The sequence below is a fragment of the Haloferax mediterranei ATCC 33500 genome, from assembly GCF_000306765.2.
GTDB lineage: Archaea > Halobacteriota > Halobacteria > Halobacteriales > Haloferacaceae > Haloferax > Haloferax mediterranei.
Window position 1 is genome coordinate 2,421,654 of record NC_017941.2, and the last position, 16,619, is coordinate 2,438,272.

At 61.4% G+C, this 16,619-nt stretch carries 11 protein-coding genes; 2 read left to right on the forward strand and 9 right to left on the reverse strand.

The window, feature by feature from the left end:
- Window positions 1–25: 25 nt before the first annotated feature.
- A complete protein-coding gene (locus HFX_RS12405; protein ID WP_004059630.1) occupies window positions 26–6,706 on the reverse strand; it encodes a PGF-pre-PGF domain-containing protein in 6,681 nt (2,226 codons plus the stop codon).
- Between the two features lie 537 nt (window positions 6,707–7,243).
- On the opposite strand from HFX_RS12405, the gene HFX_RS12410 reads away from it, so the two are divergent.
- Both HFX_RS12410 and HFX_RS12415 read left to right on the forward strand, forming a co-directional pair.
- Complete coding sequence (locus HFX_RS12410) at window positions 7,244–7,492, forward strand: hypothetical protein (protein ID WP_004059629.1); 249 nt, start codon at window positions 7,244–7,246, stop codon at window positions 7,490–7,492.
- A 299-nt stretch (window positions 7,493–7,791) separates the two neighbouring features.
- Window positions 7,792–10,044, forward strand: coding sequence for an NADP-dependent malic enzyme (locus HFX_RS12415; RefSeq protein ID WP_004059628.1), 2,253 nt, complete (start codon window positions 7,792–7,794; stop codon window positions 10,042–10,044).
- 450 nt (window positions 10,045–10,494) lie between these two features.
- Here HFX_RS12415 and HFX_RS12420 read toward each other — a convergent pair whose 3' ends face one another.
- The 8 genes from HFX_RS12420 to dsrO all read right to left on the reverse strand — a co-directional run bounded on the left by HFX_RS12420 (window position 10,495) and on the right by dsrO (window position 16,618).
- Entirely contained in the window at window positions 10,495–11,304 is an 810-nt protein-coding gene (locus HFX_RS12420; protein ID WP_004059627.1) for a molybdate ABC transporter permease subunit, read from the reverse strand.
- On the reverse strand, window positions 11,285–12,181 hold the full coding sequence (locus tag HFX_RS12425; RefSeq protein WP_004059626.1) for an extracellular solute-binding protein: 897 nt from the start codon (window positions 12,179–12,181) through the stop codon (window positions 11,285–11,287). The genes HFX_RS12420 and HFX_RS12425 overlap by 20 nt, the downstream gene beginning before the upstream one ends.
- The gene (gene mobA / locus HFX_RS12430) at window positions 12,178–12,828 is read right to left on the reverse strand and encodes a molybdenum cofactor guanylyltransferase (protein ID WP_004059625.1); all 651 of its coding nucleotides are present in this window, start codon (window positions 12,826–12,828) and stop codon (window positions 12,178–12,180) included. The genes HFX_RS12425 and mobA overlap by 4 nt, the downstream gene beginning before the upstream one ends.
- A gap of 6 nt (window positions 12,829–12,834) precedes the next feature.
- Window positions 12,835–13,308, reverse strand: a complete 474-nt coding sequence (locus tag HFX_RS12435; RefSeq protein WP_049917488.1) for a molybdopterin-dependent oxidoreductase — start codon at window positions 13,306–13,308, stop codon at window positions 12,835–12,837.
- 135 nt (window positions 13,309–13,443) lie between these two features.
- The gene (locus HFX_RS12440; protein ID WP_014732457.1) at window positions 13,444–13,794 is read right to left on the reverse strand and encodes a hypothetical protein; all 351 of its coding nucleotides are present in this window, start codon (window positions 13,792–13,794) and stop codon (window positions 13,444–13,446) included.
- Between the two features lie 54 nt (window positions 13,795–13,848).
- Window positions 13,849–14,451 carry a TorD/DmsD family molecular chaperone gene (locus tag HFX_RS12445; protein ID WP_004059622.1) on the reverse strand — a complete coding sequence of 201 codons (603 nt, stop codon included), beginning with the start codon at window positions 14,449–14,451 and terminating at the stop codon, window positions 13,849–13,851.
- Window positions 14,448–15,797, reverse strand: a complete 1,350-nt coding sequence (gene nrfD, locus HFX_RS12450) for an NrfD/PsrC family molybdoenzyme membrane anchor subunit (RefSeq protein ID WP_004059621.1) — start codon at window positions 15,795–15,797, stop codon at window positions 14,448–14,450. The genes HFX_RS12445 and nrfD overlap by 4 nt, the downstream gene beginning before the upstream one ends.
- On the reverse strand, window positions 15,797–16,618 hold the full coding sequence (gene dsrO, locus HFX_RS12455; RefSeq protein ID WP_004059620.1) for a sulfate reduction electron transfer complex DsrMKJOP subunit DsrO: 822 nt from the start codon (window positions 16,616–16,618) through the stop codon (window positions 15,797–15,799). The genes nrfD and dsrO overlap by 1 nt, the downstream gene beginning before the upstream one ends.
- Window position 16,619: the final 1 nt, after the last annotated feature.

Below are 16,619 nucleotides of genomic sequence, written 5' to 3' on the forward strand. Positions count from 1 at the left end.
TGAAACGAACCGCGTCGAGCGGTTACTAGTCGCGGCGCACCGCGATGAGTGCGACCGCGAGCAGCGCAATCACGGCGAGCACGGCACCGAAGCCGGGGACGCCAGTACCCGTCGTGGCCGGTTCACCCGTCGTGGTGGGCGATTCGTCCGTCGTCGGCGGTTCGTCGGTCGTCGTCGGCGGTTCAGTCGTCGTGGTCGTCGGCGGTTCGGTCGTCGTGGTCGTCACCTGCTTCGACGTGATGGCGAAGTAGGAGAACCCGGGCGTTTCAGCCTCGAGAACGACCGTGTCGCTGGATTCGTTGACCACGCGCGTGTCGAGTGCTTCCCACTCGCCGGTGTCGCCGTTGAACCGTTGGACCTGAAGGTCCGACGCGCTCAGGTCGAGGTCGTCCAGTCTGCTCTGTCTGACCGAGAACGTGAGCGTCGACGGTTCGTCGCGTGCCGAAGCGGGAACCTGAATCTTGACGTAGCCGACCGCGGTTTCCGCAGGCTCACCGACGATTCCGGGGACGCTGGTCCGTTCTTCCACGGTGACCTGACCAGTCGTCTCGTTGCTGAAGGTGATGTTCGCAGCGGAGACCGACTCGCCACCCTTCAGCGGCGCGTCGAACTGCGTCTCGTGGAAGAGACGGCCGCTCTCGTAGGCGTCGTCCGCGTCGTCACCACCGCCGCCGCCACCGCCACCGCCGGTGGTTGGGGTTTTGACGGTAATCGTTCCGAGCGTGACGCCATCGACCGTGAGGGTGTAGTTCCCGTCAGAGTCAATCGACGTGGAGTACGTCAACGTACTCGAGCCGCCAGCGTCAAGCGTGACGCTCTCGGTTGCGAGTGCGGTTCCGTTCGCCTTCAGGGCCTTGCTGAAGGTTCCACGAGCGGTACCGACGTTGTCGACATCGACCGAGACGGTGAACGTCTCGTCCGGTTTGACCGTCTGCTCCGAGATGGAACTCGAACCGGCGTCGACGCTGAAGGACGGCGCGCGTTGGGAGACGGTAACCGTTCCAACTTCAGCGCCGTTGAAGGTGTAGACGTAGTCACCGGTCGACGGCGGCGTGTCGGTGAAGGTGAACGTCTTCTTCGCACCCGAGGCAATCGTCGTGCTCGGGATCTGGTAGACAGTGGAACCGTTTCGGGTCACGTCACCCGAGATGGTTCCGCCCGACCCACCGAGGTTGCCGAGGGTGACCGTGACGGTCGTCTCCTCGTTCTCAAGGAGCGTCGTCGGACTGACCGACGACTCACTGAGCACCTGGATATCCGCGTTCGGCGAGGTGACCGTCAGCGCGTTGGTCGTGGTCGTTCCGTTGACCATGACGCTGTAGGTACCTGCGTCGTCCGGCGTGATGACGAAGTTCACGGACTTCGATTCGGAGGCGTTGACCTCGACGGACTTCGTGACGCCGAAGTCGGTCGTGCCGGCCTGACTCTCGCCGGTAACGCCGAGAGCCATCGTACCGTCCTCGTCGCCGAAGTTCTCGACGGTGGCGCTCACTTCAACTGGGTCGTTAATCTGTACGTCGGTCGTGTTGAGACCAGCGTTCGTGACCTGGATGTCCGAACCCTGGCTGACCGAGAACGTCGTCTCGTTCGCCGTCAGGTCACCATTGTTGTTGGTGACGTGGACACCAAGTTGGTGCTCACCGGAGCCGATGTCGCTCGAACTGAGTTCGAGCGAGGCACCGGGGTTCGGATGGACGGTCGCGTTCTCAGTGACATCCTCGCCGTCGAGCAGTAGCGTCACCGCGGAGGCGTCGATACCGCTCTCGGGGTCGGTGTAGTTCACTTCGATAGCAAGGGTGCCAGTGCTGTCGAAGGTCTGGTCCTTCGAGCTCACTCGCGTGATTTCCGGCGCGGTCTCGTCGGGGGCAACCGTGAAGTTGACCGTCGACTGGTTGACGTTGCCGTCCGCGTCGGCCGCGGAGACGACGACCGTGTGGCTCGTGCCGGGTTCGAGACCCGTCTTATTGAACCAGATGTTCGAGAGGTCGTCGAGGTTCGCCGCGCTCGTGACCTCCGTGCCGTCGAAGGTGACCGCAACTGAGCTGAGGTTCACACCGCTCTCAGCGTCCGACACGGTCGCCGTGACGTTTGCGTACGTCGTCGTGTTCGAGAGTTCGTCGCCCTCTGCGGGGTTCGTAATCTCGACTGCGGGGTCAGTGTCGTCAGCCGTGACACTGAAGTTCGTCGTTTGTTCGATGCTGTTACCGGCCTTGTCGGGCACGCGGACCGTCAGGTTGTGCGTCTCGGTGTCGCTTACCGTGACGTTGGTGTCGAATCCGCTTGCCGTGACATCGGCCGCGCTGGTGATGTCTTCACCGTCGTAGAGGACGGTGATGTTCCGCGTGTCGATGCCGGTGTCGTTCACCGCATCGCTTGCTTCCTCGTAGGTCGCGTTGAGGCGGAACTCGGACGTTCCGAACGGGAACGTCTCCCCTTCGGTCGGGTTGAACGAAGTGAACGACGGCGCTTCGCGGTCGTCTTCGATGGTGAAGTTGACCTGCTCGGTCGCCGTGTTCGCCGTGAGGTTCGTGTCCGACGCTTCGATGGTCACCGTGTAGTCACCGGGTGCCAGCGCGTGCGTCGTGTAGTTCACCGACTCGTTGGTGATAGCCGCCGAGCCAGTGACGTCCATGCTGTCGGTGCCGTTGTCGAGCGTGACTGTGACCGACGATTCGTTGACTTCGACGTCGTCCGAGAGCGTGGCGTTCACGTCGACCGTGTTCTCGGTCTCGTTGAACGTTGCGCCTTCGGCCGGAGTGTCGAAGGTAATCGTCGGCGCGGTCGTATCGTTCACCATTGCACCGTAGGTGGACAGTCCACCGCGGGTCCCCACGTAGTAGTCACCGTTGAGACCGAACGGGTCGGTCTGGCGCTCAGTCGGGAGGACCTTCGTCCCACCGTTCTCGATGTAGGTGATGTAGAAGCCCTGTCCCGTCGTGTCGAGGTCTTCGCTGAAGCCGTAGGAGACTTCCTCGATTTGGTCGTCGGACAGTCCGGAGTTCGCTTCGAGGTACCGCGTTGCTGCGGTGCCCTGTGAGAGCGCGTTCGGCGGAACGTTCGTATCGGACAGCGTGATGACCGTCTGGCCGTCCGGCAGGTTCGCCGAGTCGCTGGCGTTGATGTGGATGAACGTGTCGCCGCTCGCACTCACGAGGAGGACGGTCTTGTCGTCCGAGAAGTTGTGACCCTCAACCTTCGAGGTGCTGGTGTCGCTCGCCGAGTTGCCGGCGAGGTCGGTTCCGGAAACGTCCAGCGTGTACTCGCCGGACGCGTTCGTGTCGAGTTCGTCGGTCCACGTCGTCGAGCCGACCTTCGTGAGCGTCAGGGCTTCCGTGTTCGAATTGGGGTACGTAACCTCTGCGTCCGGCGTCGTGGCGAGCGATTCCGTGCTCGTCACGTTGACGGTGAGGTTCCCCGTCGCCTCGTTGAAGTCGAGCGTTGCCGCGATTCCGGGCTTCGTCGTGTCGACTACGACCGGGTTGTTCCGGGTGACGACGCGCTCGTTGTTCGCTTCGTCGGTGACCGTCGCTTTCACGCTGTAGGTGCCGTCCGAGAGTGCGGACGTCACGTCGAGCGTGTGGTCCGCACCGGACGTCTGGCCCGACGTTCGCGTGAACGTCTTCTTCACGCCGGTTTCAGACTCCAGCGTGTATACGATGGTGACGTTCTCATCAGTGCTGTACGTGACGTTGACCGAGTCGTTCGTGTAGACCGTGCTGTCGGTGCCGTCGATGGACGCGAGGTCGTACGTCGGCAAGTTGTTGTCGACAGAGACGGTCGCGTTGCCGACCTGGCTGTTGTCACCAGCGTCGGTGCTCACGAGCGTGAGGTTGTAGTTGCCGTTGGAGAGTTTGTTACCGCTGTCGTCAGTGGCGTCCCACTCGACGACGAACGAGTCGTCGCTCGCCTGTGCGAGCGTCGTCACGTCGCGCGTGTAGACCGCATCGCCGTTGGAGTCTTCGACGACGAACTGTGCGGTTTCGAGGTTCGCATCCCCGGCGTCGAGCGTGACGTTAACCGTGTTGTTGGCGCTCACGTGCTCCGAGATATCCGTCGAGAGGTCAGCCGTCGGCTTCGTCTCGTCGTACTCGAAGGTGAACAGACGCGAGGTCGCGTGACCAGCGTCGTCCTCGACCGTGAGCTTCGCGGTCATCTCGCCTTCGGTCAGCGAGACGCCGAGTTCGGAGAAGTCGATTTCGAGCGCGGACTCGGTGTTGGTCGTCGCACCCGAGAGGTCGACGGTCTGCCCGTCGATGACGAGCGTCGTCGCGCTGGCGTTGATGCCCGTCTCCGAGCTACCGTGGCGGTTGTCGGCGAACGTCGCGTTGATAGTGCTCGACGGACCGACGACGTCCGTCGGGGTGACGCTCTTGATACGCGGCGAGGAGACGAAGTCGAACTCGAAGGTCCGCGTGAGTTCGTTACCCTCCGTGTCCGTCGCGGTGACGGTGAGCGTCTTCTGACCCTCTTCGAGCGAGTCGGTCGCGATAGTCGCGGTGCCGTTCGCGTCGAGCGAGAGCGTCTTCGAGTCGTTACCGAAGCTGTAGGTTGCCGAGTCGACGCCCGAGCCATCAGTAACGGAGAGGTTGATGGGCGTGCCGTACGGGGTCAGCCCCTGCGACGGCGTCTGGAGTCGAATCGTCGGCGGAAGCCGGTCGGACTTCGCGACCGTCAGCTTCGTGTTCGCCTCGACATCGTTGACTTCGACGGTGAAGTTCTCGATGTCGTCGGAGCCGAGTTCCTGCGGGGCGAGCGTCGAGACGGTCTTTTGTTCGGTCGCGTCGGGACCGACGACGAGCGTCTGCGTGGTGTTGTAGACTTCTTCCGTACTTTCGTTGGAGACGGTGTACGTCAGGTCGACAACGTCCGAGAGTCCGCCGGTGTTCTCGACCGTCGCGGTGATCGAGTAGCGCTCGGCGGTGTCGATAGTCGACGGAGCGACCGACACGTTGGTCACACTCGAATTTGCGGCCGCGACGACGCGGACGGACTTCGAGATGAGTTCGTCGCTCTCGGTCGAGCGTTCATCGATAGTGACGTTGTAGCTACCGGCGGTGTTGAACGTCTTCGTGAAGCTCACCGTCGTCGATTGACCGGGCGTCAGGTTACCGGTCGACGAGGTTTGAGCGGTCCCGTCGACGACGAGTGTCGCATTGTAGCTTCCTGCGATATCGCCGACGTTCTCGATGGTCGCGTTCACGGTCACGTTGGAACCGGGGAGGACCTGCCGCGGTTCGACGGTCAGGTTACTGTATTCGAACGTTGCGGGTGACTGCACGTCGAGTGCGAGCGTGTCGTCAGCAAACACTTCGCCACCGGCAACCGCTTTCGAGACGGTTGCGGTGAGCGTCCCGGACGTGTCGACAGGGACCGTCGCCACACCGTTGGCGTTCGTTTGCATGCTCGTTCCATCGACCGTGACGTTCGCGTCTTCGACTGTCGCGCCGGTGTCTTCGCGCGTGACAGTGAATTTCACGTCATTGCCTGCGAGCGGGGACGTCGTGTTCGCCGTCAGGTTGAGTTGGACACTCTCTGCGACCTGCAGCGGTTCTCGGTCCGTCACCGAGTTCGTCCCGGACTGGTTCGTCGCGACGTGCATCACGACGTACTCGCCCGCGGGGGCGTCGTCAGCGATGGGGACTTCAACGGTTGTCTGGTTACCCGCAACCTTCGCCACGGCAGAGCCGTGAACCGTCGCCTTTGGGCCGACAACCGAGATGTTGTCGAAATTGGAGGTGGAGTTGTTGAAGCGCTCGAAAACTGACAGGGCCGTCACGCTCCCGGAGTACGACTGCGAGCCGGGGGCGACGCCCATAATATTCGCGTTGGACGGGATGTCACCCGTGCCGTTGACCCGCGCGATTTCGGTCTCGAGCGTGATGTTCGAGCGGTCCGTCGCGTTGATAGTCTGGTCGTACTTCGTGAGGTCGGACTCGTTGAAGATGGCGACCGTGTGAGTGACCTCGGACGCATCGAGCGACGAGGCGTCAACGGAGACTGTCACGTTCTGGCCGTTGCCAGCGAGTTCTGGGACGTCTACTGACGACGAGCCTTCGTGGACGGGGAGGGCGTCGACGCCGACGAAGGTGACGTTCCCGTTCGTTTCGAGGTTACCGTCAGAGTCGGTGTCGGAGAAACCGGTACCGTCATCGACGGTGGCGACCGCGAACATCCAGAGGCCGGACTCGTTGGGCGTAAACGAGAACGAATTCTCGTTTTCGGTTCCAGTTGTCGAGCCGACGACAGACGCGGTCACGTCCTCGTCATTGGTGAGTTTCTGTGCAACAGCGGAGATGTTTCGGGGCACCGAGGCACCCTTTTCCATCTTGGCTGCGACGAGTTGGACTTCTTTCCCGTCGATTAGCTGGTCGTTCGAAACGCCTTCGAAGGTGAAGGGAACCTCCGAACCGGCGTTATAGACGTAGACGGGGTTCTTCTGAAGGTCCTTGTTGGCGACACTCGATTTGACGAACGTGTCGACAGTCTTGACCTTGTACGCCTGGGCCGAATCAAACCGCGAGTCGGACGTGTTCGGCCGAAGCGTGAGAAACGCGCCGTCCCAGACACTGATGTTTTCGGATGCAGTAGTCAGTTGGTCACTGGGAACGGTATCCAGTTGTTGGGCGGGTGGTCCGCCTGGCTGTACCTCATGTGTGGCACTCCCGAGACTTGCAGATACGGGGCCTGCAAAGACCGAGATTACCATTATGAGTGTGAATGCGAGACTCAACCCTTGTTGGGAGAGCCTGCGGTAGCGACTCATATATCTCTCAACTAATAGAATCGTCATAATACTTTTGAATATCAGGGTATTTGAACTGTCTTCATCAGGGCCACTGTATCCGTCAAATTCTGCTAATCGCATGCCGTCACGGTGAACGAAAAATGAACCCGTTGTGCTTACTCTATCTAACAATCATCTATGTTACAATTATGTCGAAGACTGTTACAGAAAGGTAACCAATGGCCCGAACCAATCCCAACGGAGTCCATACCTGACCGAAATCGTCGGAGTTCCTGCCTCTCCAACCAAGTATAACAAACGTACGTATATCATACTAGGCAGGTCGTCGCCCCCGTGACGAGCCTTTTAAATGAATCAACCCCGAGCCGTGAGTGATGTGATTTGAGAAATAATTATGTCAGTGGTGGTTAAAGAGTTATTCGAACTGCTCAAGCAGTACCTCGAAAAGAGGGTGGGTTACTGCTGTGAGTTATCGACACAGGTGTGGGTTGTCAAAGCATGGCCAACAAGAAATTCGATGCAGGGGACGTTGTACCGGTGGAAATCTACTCAGCTCCCGACGGCGAGAGCGAAGTTGAGTTCGCCGTCTCCGTCGAGGTTTACGACGGGTTCGGGAGTGCGAAGCACATCTATCCGACAGAACAAATCGACCGTGCCTCCGACCTGTTCGCCGAGGACAAGTCCGACGGAATCACAGTCAACGATGAAGTAAGACTGTACACGATTCCGCACGACGAACTTCGGTGAGCCTGCGCGGACAGTTTCACGGTCGTTTTCGGGTTGTTCACTCGTCGGCTGCGGGTGTTATTCGAAGGTGTGACGTGAGTCGGTTGCGGTAAACCGGAAGGAATCACGTTTCGCCGCATTCGTGAGCGATGCGGTCGGTCGCTGTGAGAGGACTGTGTAGCCTGCTCTGCAGACAACCTACACAATCATAGTCGTGCTCACAAAACTACTCACTGAGCTATTGCTTTATCCAATGCATTTTCTCAGCCCTCGCTGTTGGAGCGAAGAGGCTACATTTCTCAACGACTGCATCACGATTAATGACACTCGAGGACGACGCCCGAGACTACCACCGCCGACCACCGTCGGGGAAAATAGAGATTGCCACGACGAAGCCGACGAACACGCAGCGCGACCTGAGCCTCGCGTACTCCCCTGGTGTGGCGGCCCCGTGTCTCGACATCGCAGATGACGAAACGGTCGCGTACGACTACACGGCAAAGGGAAACCTCGTGGGTGTCGTCTCGAACGGCTCTGCGGTCCTCGGTCTCGGCGATATCGGCGCGCAGGCGTCGAAGCCGGTCATGGAGGGCAAGGGCGTCCTGTTCAAACGCTTCGCCGACATCGACGTGTTCGACGTCGAACTCGGCCTCGATGACCCCGAGTCATTCGTGCAGGCCGTCGCGGCGATGGAACCGACCTTCGGTGGCATCAATCTCGAAGACATCAAAGCGCCGGAGTGCTTCGAAATCGAGGCCGGTCTCCGCGACGAAATGTCGATTCCCGTCTTCCACGACGACCAACACGGCACGGCCATCATCTCCGGAGCGGCGCTCTTGAACGCCGTCGATATCGCCGACAAAGACCGCTCCTCGCTACAGGTCACTTTCGCGGGTGCGGGCGCGGCAGCGACGGCGACAGCCCGGTTCTACGTTTCGCTCGGCATCCCCCGCGAGAACATCACGATGTGCGACATCGACGGAATTCTCTCGGAGCGTCGCGCCGACGCAGGCGACCTCAACGAGTACACCGAACCCTTCGCCCGCGGCGTCGACGACGGCGAACTCGAAGATGCGATGGAAGGTGCGGACGTGTTCGTCGGTCTCTCTGTGGGCGGCATCGTGAGTCAGGACATGGTCCGGTCGATGGCCGACAATCCCATCATCTTCGCGATGGCGAACCCGGACCCCGAGATTACCTACGAGGATGCCAAGAACGCCCGCGACGACACGGTCATCATGGCGACGGGTCGCTCGGACTACCCGAATCAGGTGAACAACGTTCTCGGGTTCCCGTTCATCTTCCGTGGCGCGCTCGACGTGCGCGCGACCGAAATCAACGAGGCGATGAAGCGCGCCGCCGCCGAGGCGCTTGCAAACCTCGCTAGACAGGACGTTCCTGACGCCGTTGTCAAAGCCTACGGCGACGAACCGCTGCAGTTCGGTCCCGACTACCTCATCCCCAAACCGCTCGACCAGCGCGTGCTTTACGAAGTGACGCCTGCCGTCGCCGAGGCGGCGATGGAAAGCGGTGCGGCACGCCGCGAGCGCGACCTCGACGCGTACCGCGAAGAACTCGAAGCGCGCCTCGGCAAGTCCCGCGAGATGATGCGCGTCGTCCTCAACAAGGCGAAATCCGACCCCAAGCGCGTCGCCCTCGCGGAGGGAGAAGACGAGAAGATGATTCGCGCGGCGAGTCAACTGGTCGAAGACGGCATCGCCGAGCCGATTCTCATCGGGCGCACGACGGAGATTCTCCGGACGGCCGAAGAACTGGGTCTCGATTTCGACCCGACCATCGCCAACCCCCACGACGGCGAATGGAACCACTACGTCGACCACCTCTACGAGCAACGCCAGCGGAAGGGCCTCACCCGAACCGAGGCGGCCGAACTCGTCCAACAGGACTCGAACCACTTCGCCAGCGTGATGGTCGATATCGGCGATGCCGACGCGATGCTCACGGGTCTCACGCATCATTACTCATCGGCGCTTCGACCGCCACTCCAGCTTATCGGCACCGCCGAGGACGCGACCTACGCCGCTGGCGTCTACATGCTGACGTTCAGGAACCGCGTGATTTTCTGCGCCGACGCGACGGTCAACCTCGACCCCGACGAAGAGGTGCTCGCCGAGGTGACGAAACACACAGCCGAGCTCGCCCGCCGGTTCAACGTCGAACCGCGCGCCGCACTCCTCTCGTACTCCGATTTCGGCAGCGTCAATAACGCCGGTACCGCCAAGCCACAGAATGCAGTGAAACGCCTGCATGACGACCCGGACGTTGACTTCCCGGTCGACGGCGAGATGCAGGCCGACACGGCCCTCGTCGAAGAGATGCTCACCGATACCTACGACTTCACGGAACTCGACGGGCCTGCAAACGTCCTCGTCTTTCCGAACCTCGAAGCGGGTAACATCGGCTACAAACTCCTCCAGCGCCTCGGCGGCGCGGAGGCTATCGGTCCGATGCTCGTCGGTATGGACAAACCCGTCCACGTCCTCCAGCGCGGCGACGAAGTCAAAGATATCGTCAACCTCGCTGGGATTGCGGTGGTCGACGCGCAAGAATAGCGTAGACCTCAAATCACAACCCAACCATATTGTGTTATAGTTGAACTACTAGTGAGCTTAGATTGTAGTTACCTAGCTTTATCGATGTGAGCAAACCCATCAGAGAGACGAGTTGTTTGCTCGTTCGACCCGGGCGTGGCGGTTCTTCTCATTCACAAGACACCAACACCCACAGGATGCACAATCGCCGTGCAAGAATCGACTGGCCAACCCTCACAGTGGCAGGGAAACCGCAGACGGACTCACAGAATCGCCGCTGAGCGTGTTGCATATGGGCCGCTTCCTCGTTGAGACTCATGCTCTGTTCCCGGAGTTTCTGATGGAAATAATTGCGTTCTGCTCAAATGAATAGTGATGAGACACAGCACTCCCATCCAAATGATATTCTGCATTTTTCACACTACTATAAGACAGTACGTCCCCCACAAGAGTCCCATTAGGTCCAGCGTCTCACTCCCACGGATTCGTCCCGAGCGCGTGAACGATGAAAATCGCACTCACCGCGATGCCGATGAGGACGACCGCGACGGGAAGCGCCGCATCGAGACCCGTCGAGAGGTACGACACCCAAATCTGGACGGGGAGGGTCCGCGGATAGTACGCCATCATGAGCGTCGCGCCGAACTCGCCGATAGCCCGAGCGAACGTCAGCGTCACGCCGGCGAGAATCCCGGGTTTGGCGAGCGGAAGCGTAATCCGCCGAATGGCACCGAGTCCGTCTTCGCCGAGCGAGCGGGCGGCCGCCTCAAGTTCTCTGTCGACCCCATCGAACGCCGTCTTCGCGGTGACGACCAGAAACGGTGAGGCGACGTACGTCTGGGCGAGAATGACGCCGAACAACGAGCGCGTCAGCGGAACGGTGACCACGCGTCCGAGTCCCGCCGGACCGACGACTTTGAGTAGCAACATCCCGCTTACGACCGGCGGCAGGACGAGCGGAAGCATCACGATTGCGAGCACCACGTTCTGCCCGCGGAACTTCGTCCGCGAGAGCCAGTACGCCAGCGGTACCCCGAAGATGACCGCAAGTAGCGTGCTAAGAGACGCCGCGACGATTGAGTTGGTCGCCGCCGTCAGAACGAACTCGCTCGTAATGCCGTCGACCAACGCGCTCGGCGATTGCGACGTCCAGAGCGCGACGACCGGCAGGAGATAATAGACGAAGAGGACGCAAGCGAGCACCAGCGTGACGCCGCGCCACTGCGATACCGACGTGAGTGAGCCACCGCGGGAGCGATAGCTAGCGTGTTGTTGGGACATCTCCGGAGTAGGTGGGCTGTTCGGCGTGGACGGTAAAGCCGTGCGATTCGAGGTACTCCGTCGCGGTTTCGACGAGGGCGTCGAAGACGGCCGTCGCGGCCTCGGTTTTCGTCCGCTGCGTTGCGGCGTACTGAATGGGTGACCCGCGAACGACGACCCCATCGGGGAGTGTGTAACTGGTCGTCGCGTACGACGAGGCGTGTTCGGGATCACTCAGATTAATCGCCGCCGGGAGGTCGAGAGACGGGTACCCCCGCTCGACAGCCATACTTCGATAGACGAACGCGGCGTCGATGCTCCCGGCGTCGAACTGCGCAAGAAGTTGCGTCTCGGGATAGATTTGCTCGCGAGACAGGAGGTCGTTGCCTAGTGCTGGGCGGTCGTAGTAGTCGGCAGCGAGCGTGAGCGCGAACCGCGTCCGGTAGCCAAGCGGGTCGAGGTCAGGGTCGGTACGGCCGAGTCGAACACCACCGTCGAGTAGTGGAGCAAACCACGTGTCGGCGGATTCGAATCGCTTCCCTTCAGGCGTCGATGGATTGTACGCGAGTACGACTGCGTTGTTGGCGAAGGTCGCATACCACGGAACCGAAAGCGGTGCCGTGAACAACGCGGGGTCCGCGAGTGCGACGATATCCGGGTCACGCTGCTGGTCTGCGACCATGCGGGCGGCCCGAGCCGACCCGTGAGCTTCGACCTCGATGCGGGTATCTGCCGGCGGTTCGAAGCCAGTCGTGAGCGCGTTCTGAAGACTTCCGGCGACGAGGAGCGTGACCGCCGAATTCGACGAGGACCTGCCGACACAGCCAGTTGTCGTCGCAAGCCCGGCGGTCGCCGCAAGAAACGCCCGACGGCTCCAGCCCGGCGGGGACTGATTCATTGGTTCGCCTCGCACGGCGCTGCGATTCGTTCGAGTTCTCGACACGTATTGACGTTCGTCACCGAGGTTCGGACCGCTCGCGGCAGGTCGGCAAACGGCACGTAGTCGACATCGGCGAGTTGCTTCAGCAGGACGCCGAACCCGTCACCCGTCGAGAGCGCGGAAGCAATGTTGCGGACCGCCGAGCACCGATACAGGGCGTGCAGCGGTTCGTGGTAGCCACCTTCCGAACGCGGAACAATCGCGGAGGCGGTTCGGGCGGAGTCCTGCGCAGCTTTGTCGAACAATGCGCTGATGGCTCGCGGTTCGAGAAGCGGCATATCACACCCGGCCACGAAGAGCCACGGCGTTTCGGCTTCCGCACAGGCCGCCGTCACACCGGCGACTGGACCCGAAAGTGACTCCGCATCCTGTACGAATCGAACGTCCCACGCTGTCGGAAGCACAGTCGACAGTCGCGCTTGCTGCTCAGGCGTTCGGACAGCGACGATAGGAGGTCGTCCCGTCACGGCGCGGAGAGTACCGACCACGCGTTTCAAAAGCGGGTCGTCGCCGAGCGTGGCAAGGGCTTTGTCTCCGGCTTCGAAGCGGCGGCTCTGTCCTCCAGCGAGGACGACACCGGTCACATCGAGCGGATGGTCGGTCATGTGAAATCAGGGTTTCTTGAAGATATCTTCGAGCGTCTCGGGGTCGGTTCCGGGGTCAAGCTGTCGGGCCTCGATTGACTGGACATCCTTCGCCGTCCGAGAACCGTCGATACTGGGCGCGATAAATCGGGTTTCGTACGACTTCTCGTCGGCAATCGGCGTCCCGTCGCGGGCGAACGCGAGCAGGCCATCGAGCGCCGCATAGACGTCGATGCAGATTCGATAGCCGTCGTCGCTTTCGACGAGGACGTGGGTCGTCTCGTCCGAGAGGTCGGCTTCCGACAGCAGGTCGAGGACTGGAATCCCGGTCCACGTGGCGGTATGACGCGTCCCCGAGGCACACTTCACCGTCACCGTGCACTCGTCGGTGGGGAACGTCGCAAGGTCAGCACCGGACAGCGAGACCTGTCTGTCACCCCTCACGTGAATCGGGGTTGTAAGCGGAAACGCCTCGTGAGTAGGGAACCGTGGTACAGACATGAGCAGTCACTATGCAATGGTTGGTTGACGCGGACGCTGTATGTAACCGCGAATAATTAAGGGCTTTAATACAAGGAGGTGGAGACGAAGCGCTCCGACCGGGTTCCTAGCAGTTCAAAACAGTGTAGGGGGGAGTCAGTCGTAGGCTGCTGACTGCGGCGATGGCGAAGTTGCGCTGAGCGGAATCGTCACTGGCGTCCACACGACTGTTGTCAGGTTGTCGGTCATCGTCCGGAGTCGGTCGAGACACTGGTGGTGGCTCTCGGCGGTGACGAACGCGTTCCAGTCGCCGAGCGTATCGAACTCGAATCGAAGTCGGACGCTCGGCCCCGGCCCGACCACGGTGTGTTCACACTGAAAGCCGCACACCGTCTCGGCGGTAATCCACTGCGCCGTTGCCGCAGAGAGCCACGACTCGTATTCATCTCGGGACCCGTCGACGACATCGTACGTGACTTCGTAGCTGTATCGGTCGGAAGTCCTCATGACAAACCCTCCACGTTCGGTGGTGCTACCGTCGTGGTCCACCCCGAACGCGAGCTACCGTTGGAGCACCTCGCGCGTCGTCGCTGCCAGCGACGCGTAGAACGGCTCGTTCGTCTCGGCTTCGACCCGGTCGAGGAACGCCGTCGTCCAAGCCCGGGGGTGTTCGTCGAGGAACTGTTCGAGGCGGTCGTCCCTCCCCTCCGACGCGAGGTGGGCACAGAACTCCAGTTCGGTTGCGATGTGGTCCGGCAGGTCCGCCTGCTCGGGAGCGTTTTCGAGACCGAAGGAGCGATACCAGTGGTCGACCGCAATCGTCGCGGGACCCATGACTGGTCCGAAGTCGTCGCCGTCGCCGTCGCGGTAGACGCTCTCGTACGGCGGACACGGCGGGCCGGCCGGCCCGATGAACAATCGGGCGTACTCGCTTCGAAGGTCGCGTCCGTCAACCTCGTCGAGCGACCCGAAAAGCGGCGTCAGCTCGCCGCGTTCGAGGACCGAAACGAGGTGGTCGGTCGGCTCGCGCCAGCACGTGGTGAGGACGGCATACGTCGCCGCGACCTCCGAGTCGAACGACTCAGCAGATTCCGACTGTGTGCCGGATGGGCTGTCGGGTTGGGTTTCAGGTGTTTCAGGGGTTTCAGCCGTTGGATTGCTCATCGTTCTCCCTCCGAGAGGGTCGTTGGTTCGCCGCCGTCAGTCGCGTGAGCCGGTTCGACACCGTGGGTGTCGGGAGTCGACTGCGTGTCGAACTGCTCCATCGGAATGTACCGAAGCCCGAGCGTGACGATTATCGCACCAAGTGCGACGATGCCGAGCGTGATGGTAACTTCGACGAGCGTGGGCGTGTACGTCCCCGCAGTCGCCCAAATATCGGTGGTGACGCCGTTGTATCCAGCACCCACGGAGATACCCGGTGCGGCGTCGATGTTCGCCACGTCGTAGCCCGTGAAGACGAGGCGGATACCCTCGAACATCGTCCCGAAGACCGCCAGCAGACCGGCCGTGAAGATAACCGACACGCGCTTGCGGAGCGACGGCACCGACAGTAAGGCGAGCGGAATCGCCCCGCCGACGACGGTCCACAGCCAGAAGTAGGCCGATTCGCCGACGAGGAAGCCGCTGGTGATTGCCCAGAACTCGAAGTGGTCCGCCCACGCGTGCGGGAGTCGCTCGGCAGCGAGCAGGTAGACCACGTGGAACGCGAGGAAGATACCGAGCACCTTCCCGAGGCTGGTGAGTTCCTCGCGGTTGACGCTGAACTTCGTGAACCGGTCTGCGAGGATGGACACGACCAACAGCAGGCCGAGGCCGGAGACGAGCGCCTTTGCGATGAACACCGGCGCGACGAGCGGGCTAAACCAGTCACCGCGACCGATTTGCGTCGCGAAAATCCACCCGGTGACCGAGTGGAGCGCGACGGCGGTCGGCAGCGCGATGGCTGCGGTCCAGAACATGAGCTTACGGTCGCGTTTGCGACCGGCCTCCGTATCCGAGACGCCGAAGGCTAACTTCGAGCCGCGAGCCGCGAGGTCACGCCGAGTCAGCAACCACAGGTACCAGAGGTTGAGCACCCCGTAGAGGATGACGATGGCAAAGTCCCACACCATCGGCGACCGGAAGTCCGGCGAGGTGAAAAACTGATAGATACGCTCTGGGCGACCGATGTCGGGCAGGATTAACAGCCCGGCGACGGTGATACACGCGAGACTCACCAAGACACCGAGGCGTGCGAATCCTTCGTATCGGTGCGAGTGGAAGAACTTCGGGGCGCTCGAAATGATGAGTCCGCCCGCCGACAGCCCGACGAACAGGACGAACATCATGATGTACAGCCCCCACGAGAACACGTTGCGCATTCCCGTCGCGACCAACCCGGTGGTGAGTTGGTACATCCACGCGGCGACGCCCGCGACCACGAGCACGCTGAGGAGACCTAACCATAGCTTCCCGGTGCTCCCGAACGCTGGAATCGCAAACCGTGATGAGACGGTCTGTCTGGACATTAGTCGTCACCTCCGTTGTTCACGACCGGAACGTGTGGCATCGCATCGGCCGAGACCGAGCCGTGACTTGCGCCGGCACCGCTCGACTCATCCGCCGATGGTTCCTCCGGGGGCGTCCACGTAGAGAGGTCTTCTTCGTCGAGTTCGCTCTCCATCTTGTCCGAGGTCTGCGGTCGACCGGGACTCATCTCCCCGCGGATGTAGTACGTCTTCGGGTCGGTGCCGCGGTCTTCGAGCAGTCGGTGGGTTTCGTACTTCTTGATGTACCGCGAGACGGTGCTTTCCTCGTTGTCGAGGTCGCCGAAGATACGAGCATCGGCGGGACAGTTCACGACACAGGCGGGGTCGAGGCCCTCGTCGACGCGGTGGCTACAGAAGGTACACTTCTCGACGACGCCCTGCGGACGGGCCGGAACGTCACCGGTCCCTTCCTCGGGAATCGTCTTGGATTCTTCCCAGTTGAACACCCGTGCGTTGTACGGACAGGCGGCCATGCAGTACCGGCACCCGATACACTTGTCGTAGTCGATTTCGACGATTCCGTCGTCGCGGGTGTAGGTCGCGTTGACCGGACACACTTTGACACAGGGTGCGTTCTCACAGTGTTGGCACGCCGTCGGCTGGTAGCCCATGTCGAGCGTGCCGTCTTCGCCGTGTTCCGGGTACGTCCCGGCCGGGGTGTCGATTTTGTCGCCGCCTTCCGTGAGGACGCGGTTCCAATACTGTCCCATCGGGACGTTGTTCTCTTGTTTACACGTGACTGCACACGCGTGACAGCCGATACATCGCTCTTGGTCGATTACGAGTCCGTATTTCGTCATG